This is a genomic window from Veillonella sp. VA142, assembly GCF_003992135.1.
Lineage (GTDB): Bacteria > Bacillota > Negativicutes > Veillonellales > Veillonellaceae > F0422.
In genome coordinates this window covers 22,462-40,327 of sequence record NZ_RQVN01000007.1, presented here as the reverse complement: position 1 = coordinate 40,327, position 17,866 = coordinate 22,462, and the positions used below count along the sequence as shown (strand labels likewise).

At 37.2% G+C, this 17,866-nt stretch carries 22 protein-coding genes; 5 read left to right on the top strand and 17 right to left on the bottom strand.

Annotated elements, in window-relative coordinates:
• Positions 1–103: 103 nt before the first annotated feature.
• From EO117_RS04330 to sfsA, 5 genes are all read right to left on the bottom strand, one after another.
• Positions 104–712, bottom strand: coding sequence for a LysE/ArgO family amino acid transporter (locus tag EO117_RS04330; protein ID WP_126939280.1), 609 nt, complete (start codon positions 710–712; stop codon positions 104–106).
• 159 nt (positions 713–871) lie between these two features.
• Positions 872–1,597 (bottom strand): DUF4198 domain-containing protein, encoded by a 726-nt coding sequence (locus EO117_RS04325; protein ID WP_126939279.1) that lies wholly within the window; start codon positions 1,595–1,597, stop codon positions 872–874.
• A 266-nt stretch (positions 1,598–1,863) separates the two neighbouring features.
• Positions 1,864–2,781 carry a DUF2156 domain-containing protein gene (locus EO117_RS04320; RefSeq protein WP_126939278.1) on the bottom strand — a complete coding sequence of 306 codons (918 nt, stop codon included), beginning with the start codon at positions 2,779–2,781 and terminating at the stop codon, positions 1,864–1,866.
• A gap of 420 nt (positions 2,782–3,201) precedes the next feature.
• Positions 3,202–5,676: a DNA gyrase subunit A gene (gene gyrA / locus EO117_RS04315; protein WP_126939277.1), complete on the bottom strand. Its 2,475-nt coding sequence runs from the start codon at positions 5,674–5,676 to the stop codon at positions 3,202–3,204.
• 151 nt (positions 5,677–5,827) lie between these two features.
• Positions 5,828–6,985 carry a DNA/RNA nuclease SfsA gene (gene sfsA / locus EO117_RS04310; protein ID WP_126939276.1) on the bottom strand — a complete coding sequence of 386 codons (1,158 nt, stop codon included), beginning with the start codon at positions 6,983–6,985 and terminating at the stop codon, positions 5,828–5,830.
• 434 nt (positions 6,986–7,419) lie between these two features.
• Here sfsA and EO117_RS04305 point away from each other — a divergent pair, with 434 nt between their 5' ends.
• From EO117_RS04305 to EO117_RS04295, 3 genes are all read left to right on the top strand, one after another.
• Entirely contained in the window at positions 7,420–8,607 is a 1,188-nt protein-coding gene (locus tag EO117_RS04305) for a DUF1858 domain-containing protein (RefSeq protein ID WP_126939275.1), read from the top strand.
• Position 8,608: 1 nt separating this feature from the next.
• The gene (locus tag EO117_RS04300) at positions 8,609–9,262 is read left to right on the top strand and encodes a hypothetical protein (protein ID WP_126939274.1); all 654 of its coding nucleotides are present in this window, start codon (positions 8,609–8,611) and stop codon (positions 9,260–9,262) included.
• Between the two features lie 94 nt (positions 9,263–9,356).
• Entirely contained in the window at positions 9,357–9,638 is a 282-nt protein-coding gene (locus EO117_RS04295) for a cupin domain-containing protein (RefSeq protein ID WP_126939273.1), read from the top strand.
• Between the two features lie 67 nt (positions 9,639–9,705).
• On the opposite strand, the gene EO117_RS04290 is transcribed toward EO117_RS04295, so the two are convergent.
• The 12 genes from EO117_RS04290 to EO117_RS04240 form a co-directional block, all read right to left on the bottom strand.
• Positions 9,706–10,053 carry a hypothetical protein gene (locus tag EO117_RS04290; protein ID WP_126939272.1) on the bottom strand — a complete coding sequence of 116 codons (348 nt, stop codon included), beginning with the start codon at positions 10,051–10,053 and terminating at the stop codon, positions 9,706–9,708.
• A gap of 112 nt (positions 10,054–10,165) precedes the next feature.
• Positions 10,166–10,621: an OmpH family outer membrane protein gene (locus tag EO117_RS04285; RefSeq protein ID WP_126939271.1), complete on the bottom strand. Its 456-nt coding sequence runs from the start codon at positions 10,619–10,621 to the stop codon at positions 10,166–10,168.
• Between the two features lie 121 nt (positions 10,622–10,742).
• Complete coding sequence (locus EO117_RS04280) at positions 10,743–11,093, bottom strand: GerW family sporulation protein (RefSeq protein WP_126939270.1); 351 nt, start codon at positions 11,091–11,093, stop codon at positions 10,743–10,745.
• Positions 11,094–11,130: 37 nt separating this feature from the next.
• A complete protein-coding gene (locus EO117_RS04275) occupies positions 11,131–11,982 on the bottom strand; it encodes a hypothetical protein (RefSeq protein WP_126939269.1) in 852 nt (283 codons plus the stop codon).
• A 178-nt stretch (positions 11,983–12,160) separates the two neighbouring features.
• A complete protein-coding gene (locus tag EO117_RS04270) occupies positions 12,161–13,240 on the bottom strand; it encodes a site-specific integrase (RefSeq protein WP_164727488.1) in 1,080 nt (359 codons plus the stop codon).
• Between the two features lie 2 nt (positions 13,241–13,242).
• On the bottom strand, positions 13,243–13,626 hold the full coding sequence (locus tag EO117_RS04265) for a hypothetical protein (RefSeq protein WP_126939267.1): 384 nt from the start codon (positions 13,624–13,626) through the stop codon (positions 13,243–13,245).
• Positions 13,626–13,934 (bottom strand): hypothetical protein, encoded by a 309-nt coding sequence (locus tag EO117_RS04260; RefSeq protein ID WP_126939266.1) that lies wholly within the window; start codon positions 13,932–13,934, stop codon positions 13,626–13,628. The genes EO117_RS04265 and EO117_RS04260 overlap by 1 nt, the downstream gene beginning before the upstream one ends.
• 124 nt (positions 13,935–14,058) lie before the next feature.
• Positions 14,059–14,250, bottom strand: coding sequence for a transcriptional regulator (locus EO117_RS04255; protein WP_126939265.1), 192 nt, complete (start codon positions 14,248–14,250; stop codon positions 14,059–14,061).
• A 13-nt stretch (positions 14,251–14,263) separates the two neighbouring features.
• Positions 14,264–15,007, bottom strand: a complete 744-nt coding sequence (locus EO117_RS04250) for an ATP-binding protein (protein WP_164727487.1) — start codon at positions 15,005–15,007, stop codon at positions 14,264–14,266.
• On the bottom strand, positions 14,967–16,187 hold the full coding sequence (locus tag EO117_RS04245; RefSeq protein ID WP_126939263.1) for a phage replisome organizer N-terminal domain-containing protein: 1,221 nt from the start codon (positions 16,185–16,187) through the stop codon (positions 14,967–14,969). The genes EO117_RS04250 and EO117_RS04245 overlap by 41 nt, the downstream gene beginning before the upstream one ends.
• Positions 16,188–16,194: 7 nt before the next feature.
• The gene (locus EO117_RS09190; RefSeq protein ID WP_009353773.1) at positions 16,195–16,365 is read right to left on the bottom strand and encodes a hypothetical protein; all 171 of its coding nucleotides are present in this window, start codon (positions 16,363–16,365) and stop codon (positions 16,195–16,197) included.
• Positions 16,366–16,433: 68 nt separating this feature from the next.
• Complete coding sequence (locus tag EO117_RS04240; protein ID WP_126939262.1) at positions 16,434–16,640, bottom strand: hypothetical protein; 207 nt, start codon at positions 16,638–16,640, stop codon at positions 16,434–16,436.
• A gap of 113 nt (positions 16,641–16,753) precedes the next feature.
• Between EO117_RS04240 and EO117_RS04235 the strand changes: the two genes are divergently transcribed.
• Together EO117_RS04235 and EO117_RS04230 are read left to right on the top strand one after the other, a co-directional pair.
• A complete protein-coding gene (locus tag EO117_RS04235) occupies positions 16,754–17,056 on the top strand; it encodes a helix-turn-helix domain-containing protein (protein WP_126939261.1) in 303 nt (100 codons plus the stop codon).
• 70 nt (positions 17,057–17,126) lie between these two features.
• Entirely contained in the window at positions 17,127–17,720 is a 594-nt protein-coding gene (locus tag EO117_RS04230; protein WP_126939260.1) for a helix-turn-helix domain-containing protein, read from the top strand.
• Positions 17,721–17,866 lie beyond the last annotated feature (146 nt).

Below are 17,866 nucleotides of genomic sequence, written 5' to 3'. Positions count from 1 at the left end.
AGCTAGCGTAGCCGGCTCTTTCAAGTATGCATCCGCAAACGCATACCCCAATTAGTTATTATATTACAATGCCTTATCAAAGGATGCAATGGTAATTCATAAATTATATATACAATAAGGCACCATCTAAAAATAGTTTAGCGCCATAGCCAAATAGGATCAATCCACAGATGCGATTAATCCAAACAAGCTGCGAGATTTTAATGCGTTTTGCTAATGTATGGATCATCATCGATAAGGATCCAAACCAAACAAAGGCAGATACGATATATCCCAACAAAAAGTAGATGGATGACTCTTCTGGAATGCTGGCTTTCACAGCACCAAACATCATCGTCACATCGATGAGCGCCTGTGGATTTAGCCACGCTACTGCAAAGGCAGTGGTCACAATGCTCCAGATGGTTACATTCGTATCCACATGAGATACGTTCGGTTCCGAATTAAAGACGGTGTAGCCCATGTAAAAGATAACCACCCCACCTAGCAATAAAACAATTCCTTTCAAAAATGGCCATATATCAAAGATGGCACCAATGCCATAAAAGGCTGTCACACTCAAAGTAAGGTCAAAAAATGCTACGATTAGAATAGTCGTAATGATGCGTGATATCTTTTGTACCAATGCTGTATTAATGATAAATAGATTCTGCATGCCTATGGGTGCCAACACAGCAAAACCGATTAGTAGTCCTTCCCAAAAATAAGTCATATATCCTCCTTTATATATATTATTTATATAACAGGTATATATATTATATAAAAAAAGATATGTCTCTACTAGCACCTAAAACACACAGCAAAAAGACCTCTTAGTAATACTAAAAGGTCTTTTCTCAGTTATACGAATGCGATTCGTAACGTGATTTTATTATTCTTCAGGAGAGATTAAGAAAGATAATGCACTGAAGTATTTATTTTGTTCCCCTTTATTTTGTGTTGGGAATGCTACTTCTACGCCTACTACGTTAAGGCCATCTGCGGTAACCTCAACGGTAGCTTTACCGTTTGCATCAGCTGAAGTGACTGCAGTCAGATCATTTACTAAGTCTCGAAGTAATGGTGCATTGGCATATGGCATCCCATCTTTGTAAACTTGGATATCATATTTATCGCCTTTACGCAATGTTAATGGGTTAACGGAAGGTACGATTTGAATAAATGCTTTGTCATTATAGAAAGGTTTTGCTTGTGCATCCCAGTAATGTACATCGTATTTAATCGCATGTGTACTTTTTATAGCACCTGGTACTTCTGTGATTGGTTTGTGAACAGTTTTACCATCTTTATCTTTTGTCCAATACCCATAATCAAAATTAGTCACAGTAACCCCTAAATTAGCTGGTGGCACGATAGAAATATTTTTTTCATGTTTCACAATTTCTACAGGAACTTGTTTTCCATCTACAGTATATCCTGTAATATCTTTCACCATCTCTGCTTTATAGGCATTATCTGTAGCACCTTCGCCAAGAACAAGCACTTTGTCATCAGTACGATTCGCAAAGAACACACCGTGCGCATCAACAGAGGAATACACAAAACCTGTTGCTGCAATACCCACAGCAAATAAAGAAGCTAACACTTTCTTATTCATAACAAACCTCCAATATAATAATATATATCAATAATATATTTATAGTATACACTATTAAAATAATTTTTGCATATGACTTTTTCTCATAATATATGCATAAAATTGATTTCTACATTATACTTTAATACAGAATACAAAAGTATTTAATTGATTGTCTTTATTAATTATAATTAATAGGATTAACTGTTAAAATATTTTTCATCATGTAATGCAAAAAAATTCCTAGAAATCTAGTATATGATTTCTAGGAATATATACATACTCATTTATTTGTGTTCATCACAACTCACATGACCTGCGCAACGAGCATCATATTTTTCAGAAAAATGGTCTGGATTATAGGACTCTTTTGCCGTGCGAAGACCTGGTAATCCCATGTCCTCTTCACGGTTAATAAACTTCGTATCAGCAAACTCGTGACGAATAAATTCATTATTGATAGCTTGATATAAGCCACGGATCGTTGGATTTGCTTTTTCAATATGAATAAGCGCCATATGTTCATTCAACATTTCCCCGATGGTGAAAGCCTCTACATGTCCGAATAGTTTAATACACCCACCTACAAGGCCTAATGCATCCCAATGATCGAACAGCAAGTTAATAGCAACTAACTCATCTTCAATGCCCTCCTCATGATGTGTTTCCACCCATTGTGCTGCCGCTTCACGACAAAGTGGAATCGTATGTTCATCAATAGGCATATACTCATAGTTGGAATATTGCATGCGGAATTGATTTAAATGATTTTTCTTTTGACGCAATTTTTTACCGGCCAAGGTAATCATATCTTCGGTACGATAAATATATTCAAAGTTGTCACGGTCTGGCGTAAATTCATAACAGTTTGGACATAACTTTTGCATCCGTTCCATCATGATCGGATTCACACCTTTTAGTAAAAATGGAATTTGGTTCTCTTTAAACCATGCTTTCGCCATGTTTAGTCCGTCTACAAACTTCGCATCTTTTCCAGCAAACGGTGGTAACATAAACGGAGATTCTGTCACTCCACCACCTTTAATAAATAACACGCCTTCTTCTTCTGCCCAAGTAATGCCATACGCATCTTGCCACATAAACAATGTAGTAAAACTATTATCTGACGCTTCATAATGATGCTCTCCGAAGTACGCATCAATACGGGGCTTATCTTCTAAGGTAAAACGCTTGAAGTCTAAAATAGGACTCGCCTCCTAATACTCTGATTTTATGATATAACATTACTATTATATGCTATTCATCGATAAAATTCAATCCAGGAAAGTTTCCTCATTTACGTTTTGTGATTTTTATCTGCAAAAAAAGCACAGGGTTGCCGCCCTGTGCTTTTTTAGTGTAATCTTTGCTAGACTTACTTGTTGTTTTAGCTACTCATGTTGTATCATAACTTATCGTAAAGGTAAACATAGAATACCTCAGTATCTCCACTCCTCGGTAAAGCGCCATTGTAGAAGTGGTCTTTCTTGGCCCCTTATTTGATAAAATTCCACAAGCGTAAGAAGAGCACGGTGTGCCCCGAACAAACATTATGAAATACCGTTTGTGAGGGGTATACCGTGCTCTTCCCTTCCACTCAATTAAGAATGGCAAGAAAGCCGATATTAAAATAAGCTTTCGTCTTCTTTTAACTCTTCCCCAGAGATTACCGCCACAGAGGCAATTTTATCTCCTTCGTCTAAGTTTTGTGTTTTCACGCCAGAAATAGCTTTACTTTTCTTCACAGCAATATCATTCACATCAAAGCGAATGATCTTACCTTGTTCAGAAATGAGCATCATTTCATCATTGTCATTCACGATTTCTACGGCTACTACTTCACCTGTTTTATCGGTGATTTTAAAGTTCTTCGTTCCTTTACCACCACGTTTTTGCACTGTATAGGAGCTTTCTACATTGCGTTTGCCATACCCTTCTTCACTGATGGTGAAGACTTGGCATTCTTCGCCAGTACCATGAATGATGCTAGCACCTACGACTTCATCGCCAGCGTTTAGGTTGATACCTTTCACGCCACGAGCAGCACGCTTCATTAAACGTACATCTACTTCATGGAAACGAATAGCCATCCCTTTTTTCGTACCTAGCAATACATCTTGGTTGCCATAGGTCAAGCCCACAGAGATCAATTGATCTCCTTCGTCCAATGCCACTGCATTCAAGCCACCACGGCGAATGTTGCGGTACTCATCGATAGATGTACGTTTCACCACGCCCTGTTTGGTAACCATGAACAAGTTTACATCGCTAGAAATACGTTCTAAGTCGATCATATTCGTCACTGTTTCCCCTACATTAAGAGGCAATACGTTGATGATGGCTGTACCACGAGAGTTACGGCTAGATGCTTCTGGCACTTCGTAAGCTTTCAAGCGGTATGCACGACCTGTGGATGTGAAGAATAATAGTGTATTATGCGTGCGCACATGCATAATTTGTGCCACATAATCGTCTTCTTTCGTTTTCATACCCACAACGCCTACGCCACCTTTATGTTGATTACGGTATACATTGGCATTCATGCGTTTAATATAACCTTGACGAGTTAAAGTGATGACCATTTCTTCGTCAGCAATTAAATCTTCTACATCAAAGTCAGACGTATCGATAGTGATTTCACTACGACGTTTATCACCATATTTTTCTTTCATAGCGATTAACTCTTCTTTGATGATCTCACGTTGACGCTCATCAGATGCTAGGATTGCTTTCAAATCCGCAATCAACACTAATAATGCTGCATGTTCTTCTTCGATTTTTTCACGTTCCAAACCTGTTAAACGAGCTAAGCGCATATCTAAGATAGCATTTGCTTGAATTTCTGTAAGGTTGAACTTTTCAATCAAAGCTGTGCGAGCAATATCTGTGGTTTGAGAGCTGCGGATGGTGTGGATGACTTCATCAATGTGATCTAAAGCAATCAACAAGCCTTCCAATACATGAGCACGAGCTTCTGCTTTTGCCAAGTCGAATTCTGTACGGCGTACGATGACTTCTTGGCGGTGCGTTAAGTAATGACCTAGTACTTCTTTCAAAGTCAATACTTTTGGATGTCCTTTTACTAGCGCCAACATAATCACACCAAATGTATCTTGCAATTGTGTGTGTTTATATAGTTTATTCAACACGATATCTGGTTGCACGTCCGCACGCAATTCGATGACGATACGAAGACCACGACGGTCACTTTCATCACGAAGGGCTGTAATGCCGTCCACCACTTTATCACGACTTAAATCAGCAATGGTTGCAATTAAGCGCGCTTTATTCACTTGATACGGAATTTCTGTGACCACGATGCGATGTTTGCCTTTCGTCATAGCCTCAATATGCGCTTTCGCACGCATTTTAATACTACCACGACCTGTGGCGTAGGCTTTTTTTATGCCCTCACGACCAAGAATAGACGCCCCTGTCGGGAAGTCTGGCCCTTTAATGGCCGTCATCAATTGGTTCACATCCACCTCTGGATCATCGATAAGCATTACGAGACCATCTACCACTTCTCCTAAGTTATGTGGCGGAATATTTGTCGCCATCCCCACGGCAATGCCGGCAGAACCATTGATTAATAAGTTCGGAATCTTTGCCGGAAGTACAGTTGGTTCTTCCAAAGATTCGTCATAGTTCGGCATAAAGTCTACTGTTTTCTTCTCGATATCTGCTAGCATTTCTGTAGCGATACGAGACATACGAACTTCTGTATACCGCATGGCCGCCGCTGAGTCGCCGTCAATGGAACCAAAGTTACCATGTCCATCCACAAGCGGATATCTTGTATTAAAATCTTGGGCTAAACGTACCGTTGCGTCGTACACAGAGCTATCACCATGTGGATGGTATTTACCAAGTACGTCACCGACGATACGAGCCGATTTTTTGTACGGTTTCGACGGTGTCATGCCTGTTTCATGCATCGCATATAGAATACGACGGTGTACAGGTTTCAACCCATCACGCACATCTGGAAGGGCACGCATAACGATAACGCTCATAGCGTAATCGATGTAAGAGCTGCGCATTTCTTTATCGATTTGGACCGGCAAAATTTTGCCATGGCTCCAAGCCTTTTCCTCCATTGTATCACCTCATTTTACAATACTGATTATATAACTAACCTATTATACCATTTTATGCACTTTTTTTCTATCTTTTTACATAAAAGTTTCCATATACCCAAATTTAATTGTCTGTAAAAGTATATATCGCATAAATATTCATACCATTTTATCATTCCACCGCTAGCATGGCCTCATTTAATCGATTCATACGGAACTGTTCCACCACATCGATCATAAAGCGTTCATCATGGATAGGATTCACATCCATCTTGAATAGGTGGGACTCACAATGACAATCGCTACAGCCAAATCCTTTTACCTCATCTGTACTGATGGCCTTCATAGCCTTTGCCAATTCACATTCTAAATCGCTGGAGCTGCGAATCGGTACAGCTGCCACAACGGTACTAACACTACGTAAATAATCTAAATGCCAATGTTTTTGTTTCCGCTTCCGTTTATGACGTTCAATACGCTTTTTTAAATTCGCCTTCGCTGACCCTACATAGATATAATACCCCGCTTCAAAGTGCATATCCCCCTTACTGCCGATGGTTACAGTCACTGGCTCTTCTACTTGTAAGACCATGAGGTAATCCCCTCGGTCCTCCGCTTCTCGTTGCACCGCTGTATCATTGTACAAGCACTCACGCACTACTGTAGGTTTAGTAAACTCTGGTGTCCACTGCAACGCCATAGCCTTCCAGTCTAACTGTGGCTCCACCTCAATAAATGTCTTGGTAAATTCCAAATCCGTGTGAAAGTCCGGGGAGAACCACAGTGCTCGTTCCCACTGCACCAAGAATAGAATCCCCGTACGATATCCCTCTTGTTGCAATTCTTGCAAATGTAGCAAATGTTTTCTGCCACGCTCTGTCACAGCATCAGGGAACATCGCTCCTTGATCACCAAATAAGGTACAGGATTTTACTTCCAGTAAAAAGTGTTCTTCCTTATCATTGGTAAGGAGTAAATCAAATCTACTATGCCCCACTGTATACTCCCGTCGTAGCACACGCCACTCTTCCCATCCTGGGATGAGTTGTTCCTCAATCATGTACTCCGCCATGTCATTACAATAATTAGTATCTAACATGATGGGCACACCATCACGTTCAATACCGATCACACGATATTGCGTTTTTGCACCTTCTTTTGGATGATGCACCACATACATCTTTACCCCTACAAAGAGGAGCTCCCACATACGACCTGGATTTGGCAAGTGGGCTGCTACTAGTTGCCCATGTAACTCCACATGAACCACAAATCGGTTAGGCCGCTCTACAAAGGTAGCAACCTGTACATTTTCATATAATACTTTCATAAATTCCCTTATTTACAACTAGATTAATATATAATATATATCAAGATAAATATACACTATTATGTGGATAACCATGTGACTATCTTGTGTCTATATTGTGTGTAACCTTTAAGCTATCTATCTAGCAAACTTTAATATGTGTATAACTATGTGATTATCTTGTGTATACTTTGTGTGTAATCCAAGGACACCTTAAATATACTTTTATTTTTGTCTTAACTTAATCACTTCGTGTGGATAATTCTGTGTGTAACTTAAAATTTTCCGTGTATAAGCCGTGTATAGTTTGTGAATAAAATTCGTTGCTTCAGCTACATACAAAAACCACTTCTTATAGTATACTAATAACATAGGCTTTCGCCTAGTCATATATAGTAATTAATACGTTATAATAATAAAACTTACAACAAACACCCAAAGATAAGGAGATACACATGGCACAAGTGGCAGGCAATTTACAACGTATCCGAAACGGAAAACGTACCTATGCGATTACCCCTCGGATTCCTGGTGGTTTCGTACAACCTCAAATGTTACAAAAATTTATCGACGTGGCAAACACATTCCACGCAACTTTGAAAATTACGGGTGCTCAACGCATCATGATTACGAACCTAAACGCAGAAGATGTGGACAAAGCGTGGGCTATGCTCGGCCTGGAACCAGCGCACACTGTGTCCAATCGTGTTCGTTCTGTGAAAGTCTGCCCTGGCACGACATTCTGTAAACGAGCTAAACAAGACAGCGTACACTTAGGCATGCAATTGGAGCGAAAATACATCTCTAAAGAAATGCCATCTAAAATGAAAATTGGTGTGTCTGGTTGTCCTAACTCTTGCTCTGAAGCCATCACAAAAGATATCGGCGTTATCGGCAATGATCAAGGTTGGCAAATCTATGCAGGTGGTAGCGCTGGTGCTCATCCACGGTTAGGTGACTTAATCACAGAAGTAGCTACCGAAGAAGAAGTACTTACAATTATCGATCGTATGATTACATACTACAAAGAAAATGCGCAAATTGAGCGTATGGGCCAGTTCATTGACCGTATAGGTCTCGATGCATTCCGAGCTGCTGTATTAGACACAGTGAATACTGCAGAAACCGCTCCGAAAGCCTCTGCAGAACCAGTAGTTAAATTACCAGGACAAGGCAATGCAGGTCTTGCAGAAGCTGCTGCACCTGCTAACGACAAAGGGGCCACCCCACTTTCACCAGGTCAACTGATTACAAAAGATACGATCGTTCGTCATATCGTCGAGGTATACCCAGAGTTAATTCCAATTTTACAGTCCATGGGGATGGGATGCCTTGGCTGTCCTTCTTCCACAGGGGAACCTCTATGGCAAGCCGCTAATATTCACGGCATGGATATCGATGCATTAGTGGCAAAACTAAACGCAGGTCGCAATGTATCTGAAATTGCTATTACAAAAGATTCCATTATTCGTGATATTATAGATATGTACCCACAAACAATTCCTACTTTACAATCCATTGGCATGGGTTGTCTAGGCTGCCCTTCCTCCACAGGAGAACCATTATGGCAAGCCGCTCAAATTCACGGTATTGATGTGGACGAACTTGTTTCTAAATTAGAAGTTGCACGAAAAGGAGCTTAACATGTCAGCAGTACTGGGACACATTCATTTTTGGTTATACAAAAAAATTCAGCTTATCGCTGAACGTGAACAATTGATTAAAAAAGAGGCACATTCTCGCCTTGACGATTTAGCTGATGAGTTATATGCAACCGCTATCGATTTATATGGAAAACCAATTCCTCCAGATCGTCAGTTGGACCGCATCATCGACCATAACAACATCCACGGTTGGTTACACAACCAATTACAAACCTCTTCCGTTCGCGAAGCTACTTTCATCAAAGATTTAACTGATTGTGGCGGCGACGATGGTATCGATGCAGTATTAGAAGCTTTCATCAAACAAGGGGCTATGTGTGGTACTGAAGCAAAAGAAAAACTCAGCGCTCAAACAGCACCTGCTATTTACACTGTGATGCAAGACTATTATGTAAATGGTATGCCTTGTGACCCAAGCGATACTGTGATCGAGCAAACTGATACTACCTTTAGTTGGTACGGAAATCACCAAAATCAAATTTCCTATTGGAAAACAGCGGGCGTGAACCCAATCATCATGGCTGCTGCCTTCCAAGCATGGTTCAGTGCTTTCGTAAGTCACGTTGCACCGGACTTTGCATTTAATGTAAATCTTGATGGTGATATTCCTGTATATACAATTGCTAAAAGCTAAGTAGCTTACCCTTTTTACATTATATAGGGCAGCACATTCGCTGCAGTAATTAACTTTCACTTCTGTGAAAGTCCCCAGAATAGGAGGTTCTACTATGGCAGGAACTGTAAAACAAGAACTAGGTTTAATTTTTGATGGTCCTAATTACAAAATCGTAAAAAAGGGCGGCGTCGCTGGTGACAAAGTGGAAAAACACAATCACCCAGAAGCTAACGTGATTTTCACTGTAGTCAAAGGTAAAGTGCACGTATTCCTTAACGATACCGAATCCCACATCTTAACACCAGGCGAAGTACTACACTTCGATGGCAACAACTACATCCAAGCTACACTCGTAGAAGATAGCGAATTCATTGTAAACTTAATTCATAAATAAGCCAATACAAAAAGGTGTGAATCCATGCTAGTCATTAGCATTGGGTTCACACCTTTTTATTGTCTACCTACCAAATTAAATCAACAATTTTTTCTATTGGTGAATTAGGTAACATAGGTCGAAACTCTTCATGTGGATCTAATTTTTGCTCTCCGCCATCTCCTCGTAGCTCTGTAATAGTATAAGCCTTAGCATAGCGACTAACTAAAATATGCCCCCATACTTCGCTACCTTCGTTAGTAACTACCTTTACCCATACATAGGCATTCGTACCATACTTCTGAACTGTATCTTTATCAATATAATATGATATCCCACCTATAGTTCCCATATAATACAAGTTACTTGCTGCCAAAGACGTAGCACTTCCTAATGAAATCAGTAACGCAACCAATACTAACACTCTTTTTAACATATCCGTTCCACCCTTACTACTACACTAGTCTCTTAATTCTATACTATAAGAATACCATACTATGTATAAAAAAATAACCCCCAGGTTACATAACCTAGGGGCTTTCTATATCTTATTTGTTGATGCGTGCAACTACATCTGGTATTAAATTGATAACTTGGTTACCATCTTTTACTACACCAACGGAAGATGGGTTCACAGCTAATACATCAATATCTTTTTCTTTGATAATAGCTTGGACTGCTTCACCTATTTTTTTGTCCAATGGAGCTAATATATTCGCTTCTTCTTGATTGTATTTTTCTTGAATACCACGAATATTTTTATCAAAGTATGCTTGTTTTTCTGCATCAGTTTTGAAGTTATTTAACTTTTTGAATTCGCTTTCTAATTTAGGGCTATATTCTGCACGCAATTTATCAATTTGCATTTGGATGGCTCCCAAGCCATTATAGCCAGTGTAAATCGCTTCTTCATTAATTACGCCTACATTAGCAGCGTTAGATACTGTAAAAGCACCAACTACAGCTAGTGCGCCTAATGTTGCAATTTTTTTAGTTAAGTTCATGTATAAGCCTCCCTATGAGAAATAGTTTCATTTATGTATCTAGTATAGCAAAGTTATATGCATTTAGCAAATGACCCTACTTCTTTACTATACTCTATGTATATGAAATTTACATGAAAGATTATTGTTCTTCACTTACATATACATATTCATCTTTTTTCAATTTGCTGATAATTTCTGGCACCATACCGATTAAACGATCGAAACCAGTATATTTAGCAGAACCTTTGATATTGAACAATTCAATGCGTTCCCCTTTGATAACAAGGACAGCTGTTGGCTCTACTTTCGCTCCGCCACCGCCAGCTTTTTGGCATCCCCCTAAACCAAGGGATACATCCACGAATGGTACAATCGTAGTATCGCCTAATTGTACAGCTTCGCCCACTACGGTCTCCACACGAATCATTTCTTTAAATTGTTCAAATAAAGGCTCTAAATTGTCTTTTAAGTTTGTAAGTTTAGTATCCATCATGACCTCCTATGATTCTTCAACTTCTGAAAGTTCTTTATTTTGCACTTTGCTTACGACGACGATACTGTACAAATGCTTTTACACTATCCATCAGACACTCTCTGACTGCTTTTTTTACTATAAATAGAGTTCCATAGAAGGCAAATACACCTAGTTGCATATGTCCTTTTACTGTTAAACTGCCTGTATAGGCAAACTCTGTATAGGAGAAATTAACATGTTCCACTTGTTTAGGACATACTGCATAGGCTGTTGCCGTAATAAGCCCCATTTCATAAGGCCTAGGAATTCCAAAATCACCTTCTAATTGGAATACTCTAGGACTAGCATGGCTAGCACATTGCTTACTGACGCTAAACAATGCTTCATAGAGTTTAGGGTTTGATACATGTTTCCACCACCAATAGGTTGGTAAGTCTTTTGTATCTTCTTTTTTCTTTGTTGTCTCTTCTTGCGGTGATGTAGATTCTACTGGTTCCAGTACATGTCCATTCGCATCAAATCGTACAGATTGCACAGGCTCTGGTCCAGAGTATCCCGATAACGGATACGGTTCTGATTCGTCTGGTGCTTCTTTTGTCTCTACATCTTCTTTTGTGTCTGTCGCTAACGGATCTAGTTCTTCTTTCACCCTACGATTTAACCAATCCTCGTAATCGCGGGCAGAACCAACTTTCATAGACCCTAATACATAGACCTCCTTGAACAAAGAATGGCCTTGCTTATACGCAAGATGCACCTTCAACACTCGGTACATCCACTCAACACGGAAGTCAAATTCATAAGGCTTGCGCGAACTTACTTTCAGACTATATGTGATAGGAATACATAGAATGGCTATGATGAAAGCTATTACTAGTAGCAATAGAATCATCCATAGTGACACGATACCACCTACCTTTCAGTATGTTATACGATATACACACTTAAATTATAACATACTATTATTTATATATCAGCTAGTTTTTATAGGCTTATGTTATTTAAAATTAGGTTATTTTATCCATATAATCCACATTATTTGCTAAAAAAAATTTAACCCAAAAATTTAGGTCAAAAAATGGTCATTTTTTTATTATGTATTGATCTAGTGCATCAGCAATTTCTTTATCTTTATTAGGATATAAATGTCCGTATATATTTAGTGTTGTTTGTATATTTTTATGTCCTAATCGCTCCTTAATTGCTATGATTGGATAATTCTTTTCAATCAAAAATGATGCATGTGAATGTCTTAGGTCATGAACACGAATTTTTGGTACATCTGCACTCTTACAAATTTTTGATAGAAAGTTTGATACACTTTTCCAGCTTACACCAAATAACAATTCATTTTCATCATGATAAGGGATTTGTTCTATAAATTTTTTAACCTCGCTTTCCAAAGTCGGAGATATATAAATGTCACGTATACTACTCTTAGTTTTAGGTGTAGTTATTTTTTTATTGAACATCATCATATTTCTAGTGACATGAATTATACTGCCATCTATATCCTTAGATCGTAGCGCAATTACCTCTCCAATTCGCATGCCTGTCCAATATAATATATTGACAACCAATAAGCAAGACCTAGTAAGCCTATTATTTTTCACCTCACTTACATATGGTATTGCCCATTCCATTGCTTTTATATATTGATCATAGGTCCAAAAATTATTTTTCCGCTTTGTACTTGCTGGTGGTGGTCCACATAAATTACACGGGTTTGATTTTAATCCATAGAAGCGAACCAAGTAATTCAGAAAACTAGACAAAACCACGTGCCGCTCTCTTAAATTATTAGCGGTTACTCCTCTATTAGTTTCATAGAGATGCCATTCATGAATATCTACTGGCTTAATCTCATTTGCTTTTTTATTGCCAAAATAAGGGATAATATAACGATTAAACGTATACGCATAAGCCACACATGTAGATGGTTTCAACGATTTTTGCTTTGCTTCTAAATATACTGGAGCTAGATCTTTGATTAAACCCTCACAAGAATGCTCCATAACTGTAATCTGTTGATGTTCCCAAGCCTTTGCTTCTTTTTGCGTTTTAAAACCACTTTTACGTTTACGTACCCGTTCTCCCCTCCAATCTGTGTAATAAAAAGTGGCTCTCCACACACCAGTTTTACTATCTTTGGATACCGCCATTACTACTTCCTCCAATACTTCATAATCCACTTAATAGTTGCTTCTTTTATTTGTTGACCAAGTCTTTTTAGCATAATCCATTGGAATTTTAAAAGACCATATTTCTCCATATCTTGTGCAATAGTTCCTAACTTTTTAAATCCGTCAGATTTACTAATTACACCACGATACATAAGCATACTAATCAAAATCAATGGCATTGCAAGTATCATACATGCTGTGACGATATTCAACCATCCAAGATACATCCATGATACCATAATTGTAATCATAAACCCAACTACAACACCTACTACTCTTGGTTGTTTGACTATGTATAGCGTTTCTTTAAACTTTAATTTACGGTCATTACTCTCTTGAATCAATTCTATTGCTCTCTTATCCATTATCTTCCTTCCTCTTCATACTCATAGCAGCGTTTTAAGCCTAATTTTTTAATTTTCTCTAAAGAAACTTGCGTGAATTTTTCCCTACCGATAATTTCATCAATACTAACATCTAGTAAATCCGCTAAATTCCAAAGACTGCGAATAGATGGAAATGCGCCTGAGTATTCTACATTAAAATAATTTTCTACCAACTCATCACGAAATTGAGTTTTCGTAAATCCTAATGATGATCTAATATAGCCTAAATTATTTCTAATGCTCATCTGCATTTCTCTTTTTTCATTTTTAATTTTTTCATTTTTCATACGTTATACTCCTACAATATCTAAATTAACCTTATTTATTCCCTCTATAAGACCCCTTAGAGGGCTCTTATGAGTATTTACATTAAATTGTTTTTAAGCACACCTTATAAGGCATTTAATTGAATTACGATTCTAACAACTTAAATCTTTCTAACAAGTATTTCTTTGGTACTCTTCCTGGAATCGTCATAAACCCCTTTGTTTCTAGCTCATCATTTAATTTTCTTATAATTGAATAGGCTTTAGACCTTCTAATATCTAAAAGTTCCATAACGTCTTCTGCCGCCAAATATGATGGTATCAAGTTTTTATTCATTCATATCCCCCTCTCACACAGAATCAAACGATCGGAACCGTTCACGCAATGAATTACCCCTAAAATCCACAATCATAGAACTTGCTTCGATGCGATCCAACATTCCTTTCAAGTATAAATTCTTAATATCTGACCCCAAGTTAGTTGTAATAATCACAGACTTTTGATTATCAAATCTATAATTAATTAAAGCTCGTATTTTAACTGAAACCCAGCCTTTATCATATTCCAAACCCAAATCATCGAGTACTAATAAATCAACATTCTTGAGTTTATTTTCTAAACTTTGACGCTCTTCCTGGCTAACCGAATATAATGAATCCATCAAGTTGGCCATAGAAATAAAGTACGCTGTACCACCTAGCTCAAGAACCTCATACATAATTGCTACAGCCAATGTTGTTTTCATGGTGCCAACATCACCTCGTAGTAGCAAGCCTTGTCCACAATTTAACATCTTAGGTAAATTGTCTATGTATTGTGAAATAACATAAAATGGACTTTTAGTCTGGTCAGGTATTCCTCTTTTTACAACATTTTGTAACGTCATATCCTGGTATCGTTTAGGAATACCTGTTTTAATCTTCTTTTTTTCGCTAGAACGATTTAGATTAATTCCATTTACCTCGTTACTAACAACATATGGTTCTTCATATATTGGAAAGGTAAAGTTAAATGATTTATCTTTTATGCCTTCCAATACTACTGATCCAGTATTATAGCTCTCCTGGCTTAATATTTTCCCAGTCTGGTCCATCAAGCAGTTTCTTTGTGGCATCAGTTGTTTTTCGTGCTGCCTTTGTTTGTCTGTATCCATCAGATTCTTTTTCCTCCTGCCGTGCTCGTTCATTTTCCAATACTTTTGTGATATATCCAATAGACCCCTTTTTTTGTTTCCAAGCAATATCAATCGCTACTTTTAATTCTTCAAAAGAATATTGTTGTTCCAGGTTATATAATTTGCTACGTGTTTCAGAAGAAGGAACCCCAATTTTAGAAGAGTAATATTCAAGTGCTGTAGAAATAGAATTATAATTAGAATTATAAGTATCTATTTCTATATCTATATCTAGGGAATTTGTCCGGACATTGTCCCATTTCGTTACGGGTTCGACAAATCCTTGATTTGATTGGATTAATTGATTTTTGCCTTCAATGATTTCTATCTTTTTTTCGTTACTAGTAACGCTTTTTCCGTTACTAGTAACGTTATTTTTGTTACTAGTAACGTTATCTTTGTTACTAGTAACGCAAAATTCGTTACTCGCTATATCACTCGTAAATTCATTTTGAGTGTTATAATATTCTGACAACTTATTCACATCACAGTTATTACAACAAGCTATATATCTACCATTAACTAATAGCACTTGTTCTACTGGAAGTCCGCAACAACAAACACCTTTTGAATTTCGTAAAGCAATATAATACCACCCGTCATATTCTTTATTATTTTCTAAGTCTGTAATTACCAGTCGTTTCGCTAAGTGATTTAAACACCATCTCTTAGCTCTCAACTTCCTTTGTCTAAATGTGTTATCTTGTGCTTGTCCAGCACCTAACAATAAAATATTTTCTCCATTTCGCTGCAGTCTTTTACGATTTGCATCATCGGTTTCTGAATCAAGTAACTGTTCAACTTGCAAAAGTTTACAGGCACTCAGATCATCCATTTGTTGGATAAATCCAACCTTTATCCCATATGCCATGGTCATTTGACATACTTCTTTGGTTTCATCAATCATCAAAGCTATTTCTTCAGCTGGTGTTTCCTCGATGCCATCAAGTGTTATAATTCCGTTTGTTTTTGTGCTGGCAAGCATCATTTTCATATATGCTATTACGCAATCCGCCCCTCCAGGTAGTTTGCGTAATTTTTTTATATGCTTATCTTGAAAGAATGTGTCTTTCAGTTTAATCCAGTAGTATCTAGCCATATCTCACCTATAATTCCACACGAATTGTAATTTGTTTATCTGGACTTTCAGCAACACAAATTAGCCGCCCATCAATTACAAGACCTATGCCATCCCAGATTTCTTCTGTTTTAGTAAGACCCGTTATACTAATCTTTACAAAAATACAACTTGAATTATCTATTTTAATTGAGTCCATACACAATATTCTCCACATTTTAAAGTTTATTCTGACTGTCTTTTTTATGCTATAATCATGCTATAAAGCTATTTGTAACCCCATAATAAATTAGGTGTTGTTTCAAGAATTTCAGAAATTCTGCCTTCAATATAGCGAGATCGAGATACTCCATAAATAACTCGATGAACGCTTGTTGTACTTCGTTCTAATTCCATGGCTAGTTTACGAATGGTATACCCTTTTAACCTTAGAAGTTTTCTGATGGTTAATGCTGTAGGAATTGTAGTTTGCATATATAATCTCCTTCAAAAAATTAAATACTGTTATATTTCTTACTTAAAATATAAAGCAAATTCTTTAATTTGTCAAATAATTTAAAGAATTTGTTTTAATCGGTGACCTAATTATGAATTTATCTACATTTATTTTTTCTACAATGGCTTCCAAAAATTTAAAAATAGCTGACCTAGCCAAGCTACTAAATTTACCACATGGTAGTGTATCTTCTTGGAAACAAAGGGATACCGATCCCCCAACAAAGTATATATCTCAAATTGCTTTATTTTTAGATATGTCTATAGAAGAATTGTTAGCTCATACCTCAAACGAGGAACCTAACAACGATATATTTAACGAATACTATCAGAAATTGGATGCAGAACAAACACATCATGTAGTTTCACTTATGGAGGATTTAACAAGCGTATAACATTTTTTAATATTTAAATTCTATTTATTTGCAATTTGTATTATTTTGAGTTTTAAACAAGGATAAATATATGACTATCATTGACCGCATTCAGTATTTACTAGATCAACGAGATTTAAGAATCATTGATTTAGCAGCGCATCTGAATGTCACTCAAGGAACGGTATCTTCATGGAAATCCCGCCAAACGGATCCGCCTACCAAATACTTATCAGAAATTGCTAACTTTTTAAGCGTATCTGTACAATTCTTAATTACTGGAGATGAACCAGATGTAACTAGCGCTCCTTCAGAAATTAGCCCCGATCTCTTAACAACTCATATTCTATCTACCCTGGCAAAGCAACAAGATATAGTCGCTAACCTTTGTATAGAGCTAACTCAGTTATCTATCCGAAAAAATATACCTCTACAAAATTACTTGCACCATCAAGATACAGCTGAGTTATTACATAAAATAGCTGCTATACTAAATACAACACCTACATCACTCATAAATGGTTCTAATTCCATATTACAAACTGCAATATTAAAAGCAGGACGAATAGATGAAGTATATGCTACAAAATTATTTGAACGATTAGATCCAGAAGCCCAAGCAATTGTACTTGCTGAAATGAGAGTATTAATCCGAAAAAACAAGAAGTTAAGTAACTCCCAATAGATTGCTCTTACCAGGGCATTTATTTTTTTCATCCAAGTGATACAGTATTAAAAATTACCTAATATCTAAAAAACAAAAAATATTGCAAATTATGTTTGACATGTTATTTTTTGTATGTTAGTATTTGAGTATAGAAGTATATTTAA

Excerpts from the sequence above, each read along its gene's own strand:
- EO117_RS04295 (WP_126939273.1), top strand. The coding sequence starts at position 9,357 with ATGGCAGGAACTGTAAAACAAGAACTAGGTTTAATTTTTGATGGTCCT.
- EO117_RS09190 (WP_009353773.1), bottom strand. The coding sequence starts at position 16,365 with ATGGACTCAATTAAAATAGATAATTCAAGTTGTATTTTTGTAAAGATT.
- EO117_RS04305 (WP_126939275.1), top strand. The coding sequence starts at position 7,420 with ATGGCACAAGTGGCAGGCAATTTACAACGTATCCGAAACGGAAAACGT.
- EO117_RS04260 (WP_126939266.1), bottom strand. The coding sequence starts at position 13,934 with ATGAAAAATGAAAAAATTAAAAATGAAAAAAGAGAAATGCAGATGAGC.
- EO117_RS04290 (WP_126939272.1), bottom strand. The coding sequence starts at position 10,053 with ATGTTAAAAAGAGTGTTAGTATTGGTTGCGTTACTGATTTCATTAGGA.
- EO117_RS04250 (WP_164727487.1), bottom strand. The coding sequence starts at position 15,007 with ATGGACCAGACTGGGAAAATATTAAGCCAGGAGAGCTATAATACTGGA.
- EO117_RS04325 (WP_126939279.1), bottom strand. The coding sequence starts at position 1,597 with ATGAATAAGAAAGTGTTAGCTTCTTTATTTGCTGTGGGTATTGCAGCA.
- sfsA (WP_126939276.1), bottom strand. The coding sequence starts at position 6,985 with ATGAAAGTATTATATGAAAATGTACAGGTTGCTACCTTTGTAGAGCGG.
- EO117_RS04240 (WP_126939262.1), bottom strand. The coding sequence starts at position 16,640 with ATGCAAACTACAATTCCTACAGCATTAACCATCAGAAAACTTCTAAGG.
- EO117_RS04330 (WP_126939280.1), bottom strand. The coding sequence starts at position 712 with ATGACTTATTTTTGGGAAGGACTACTAATCGGTTTTGCTGTGTTGGCA.
- EO117_RS04245 (WP_126939263.1), bottom strand. The coding sequence starts at position 16,187 with ATGGCTAGATACTACTGGATTAAACTGAAAGACACATTCTTTCAAGAT.
- EO117_RS04270 (WP_164727488.1), bottom strand. The coding sequence starts at position 13,240 with ATGGCGGTATCCAAAGATAGTAAAACTGGTGTGTGGAGAGCCACTTTT.
- EO117_RS04255 (WP_126939265.1), bottom strand. The coding sequence starts at position 14,250 with ATGAATAAAAACTTGATACCATCATATTTGGCGGCAGAAGACGTTATG.
- EO117_RS04265 (WP_126939267.1), bottom strand. The coding sequence starts at position 13,626 with ATGGATAAGAGAGCAATAGAATTGATTCAAGAGAGTAATGACCGTAAA.
- EO117_RS04280 (WP_126939270.1), bottom strand. The coding sequence starts at position 11,093 with ATGGATACTAAACTTACAAACTTAAAAGACAATTTAGAGCCTTTATTT.
- EO117_RS04235 (WP_126939261.1), top strand. The coding sequence starts at position 16,754 with ATGAATTTATCTACATTTATTTTTTCTACAATGGCTTCCAAAAATTTA.
- gyrA (WP_126939277.1), bottom strand. The coding sequence starts at position 5,676 with ATGGAGGAAAAGGCTTGGAGCCATGGCAAAATTTTGCCGGTCCAAATC.
- EO117_RS04300 (WP_126939274.1), top strand. The coding sequence starts at position 8,609 with ATGTCAGCAGTACTGGGACACATTCATTTTTGGTTATACAAAAAAATT.
- EO117_RS04230 (WP_126939260.1), top strand. The coding sequence starts at position 17,127 with ATGACTATCATTGACCGCATTCAGTATTTACTAGATCAACGAGATTTA.
- EO117_RS04285 (WP_126939271.1), bottom strand. The coding sequence starts at position 10,621 with ATGAACTTAACTAAAAAAATTGCAACATTAGGCGCACTAGCTGTAGTT.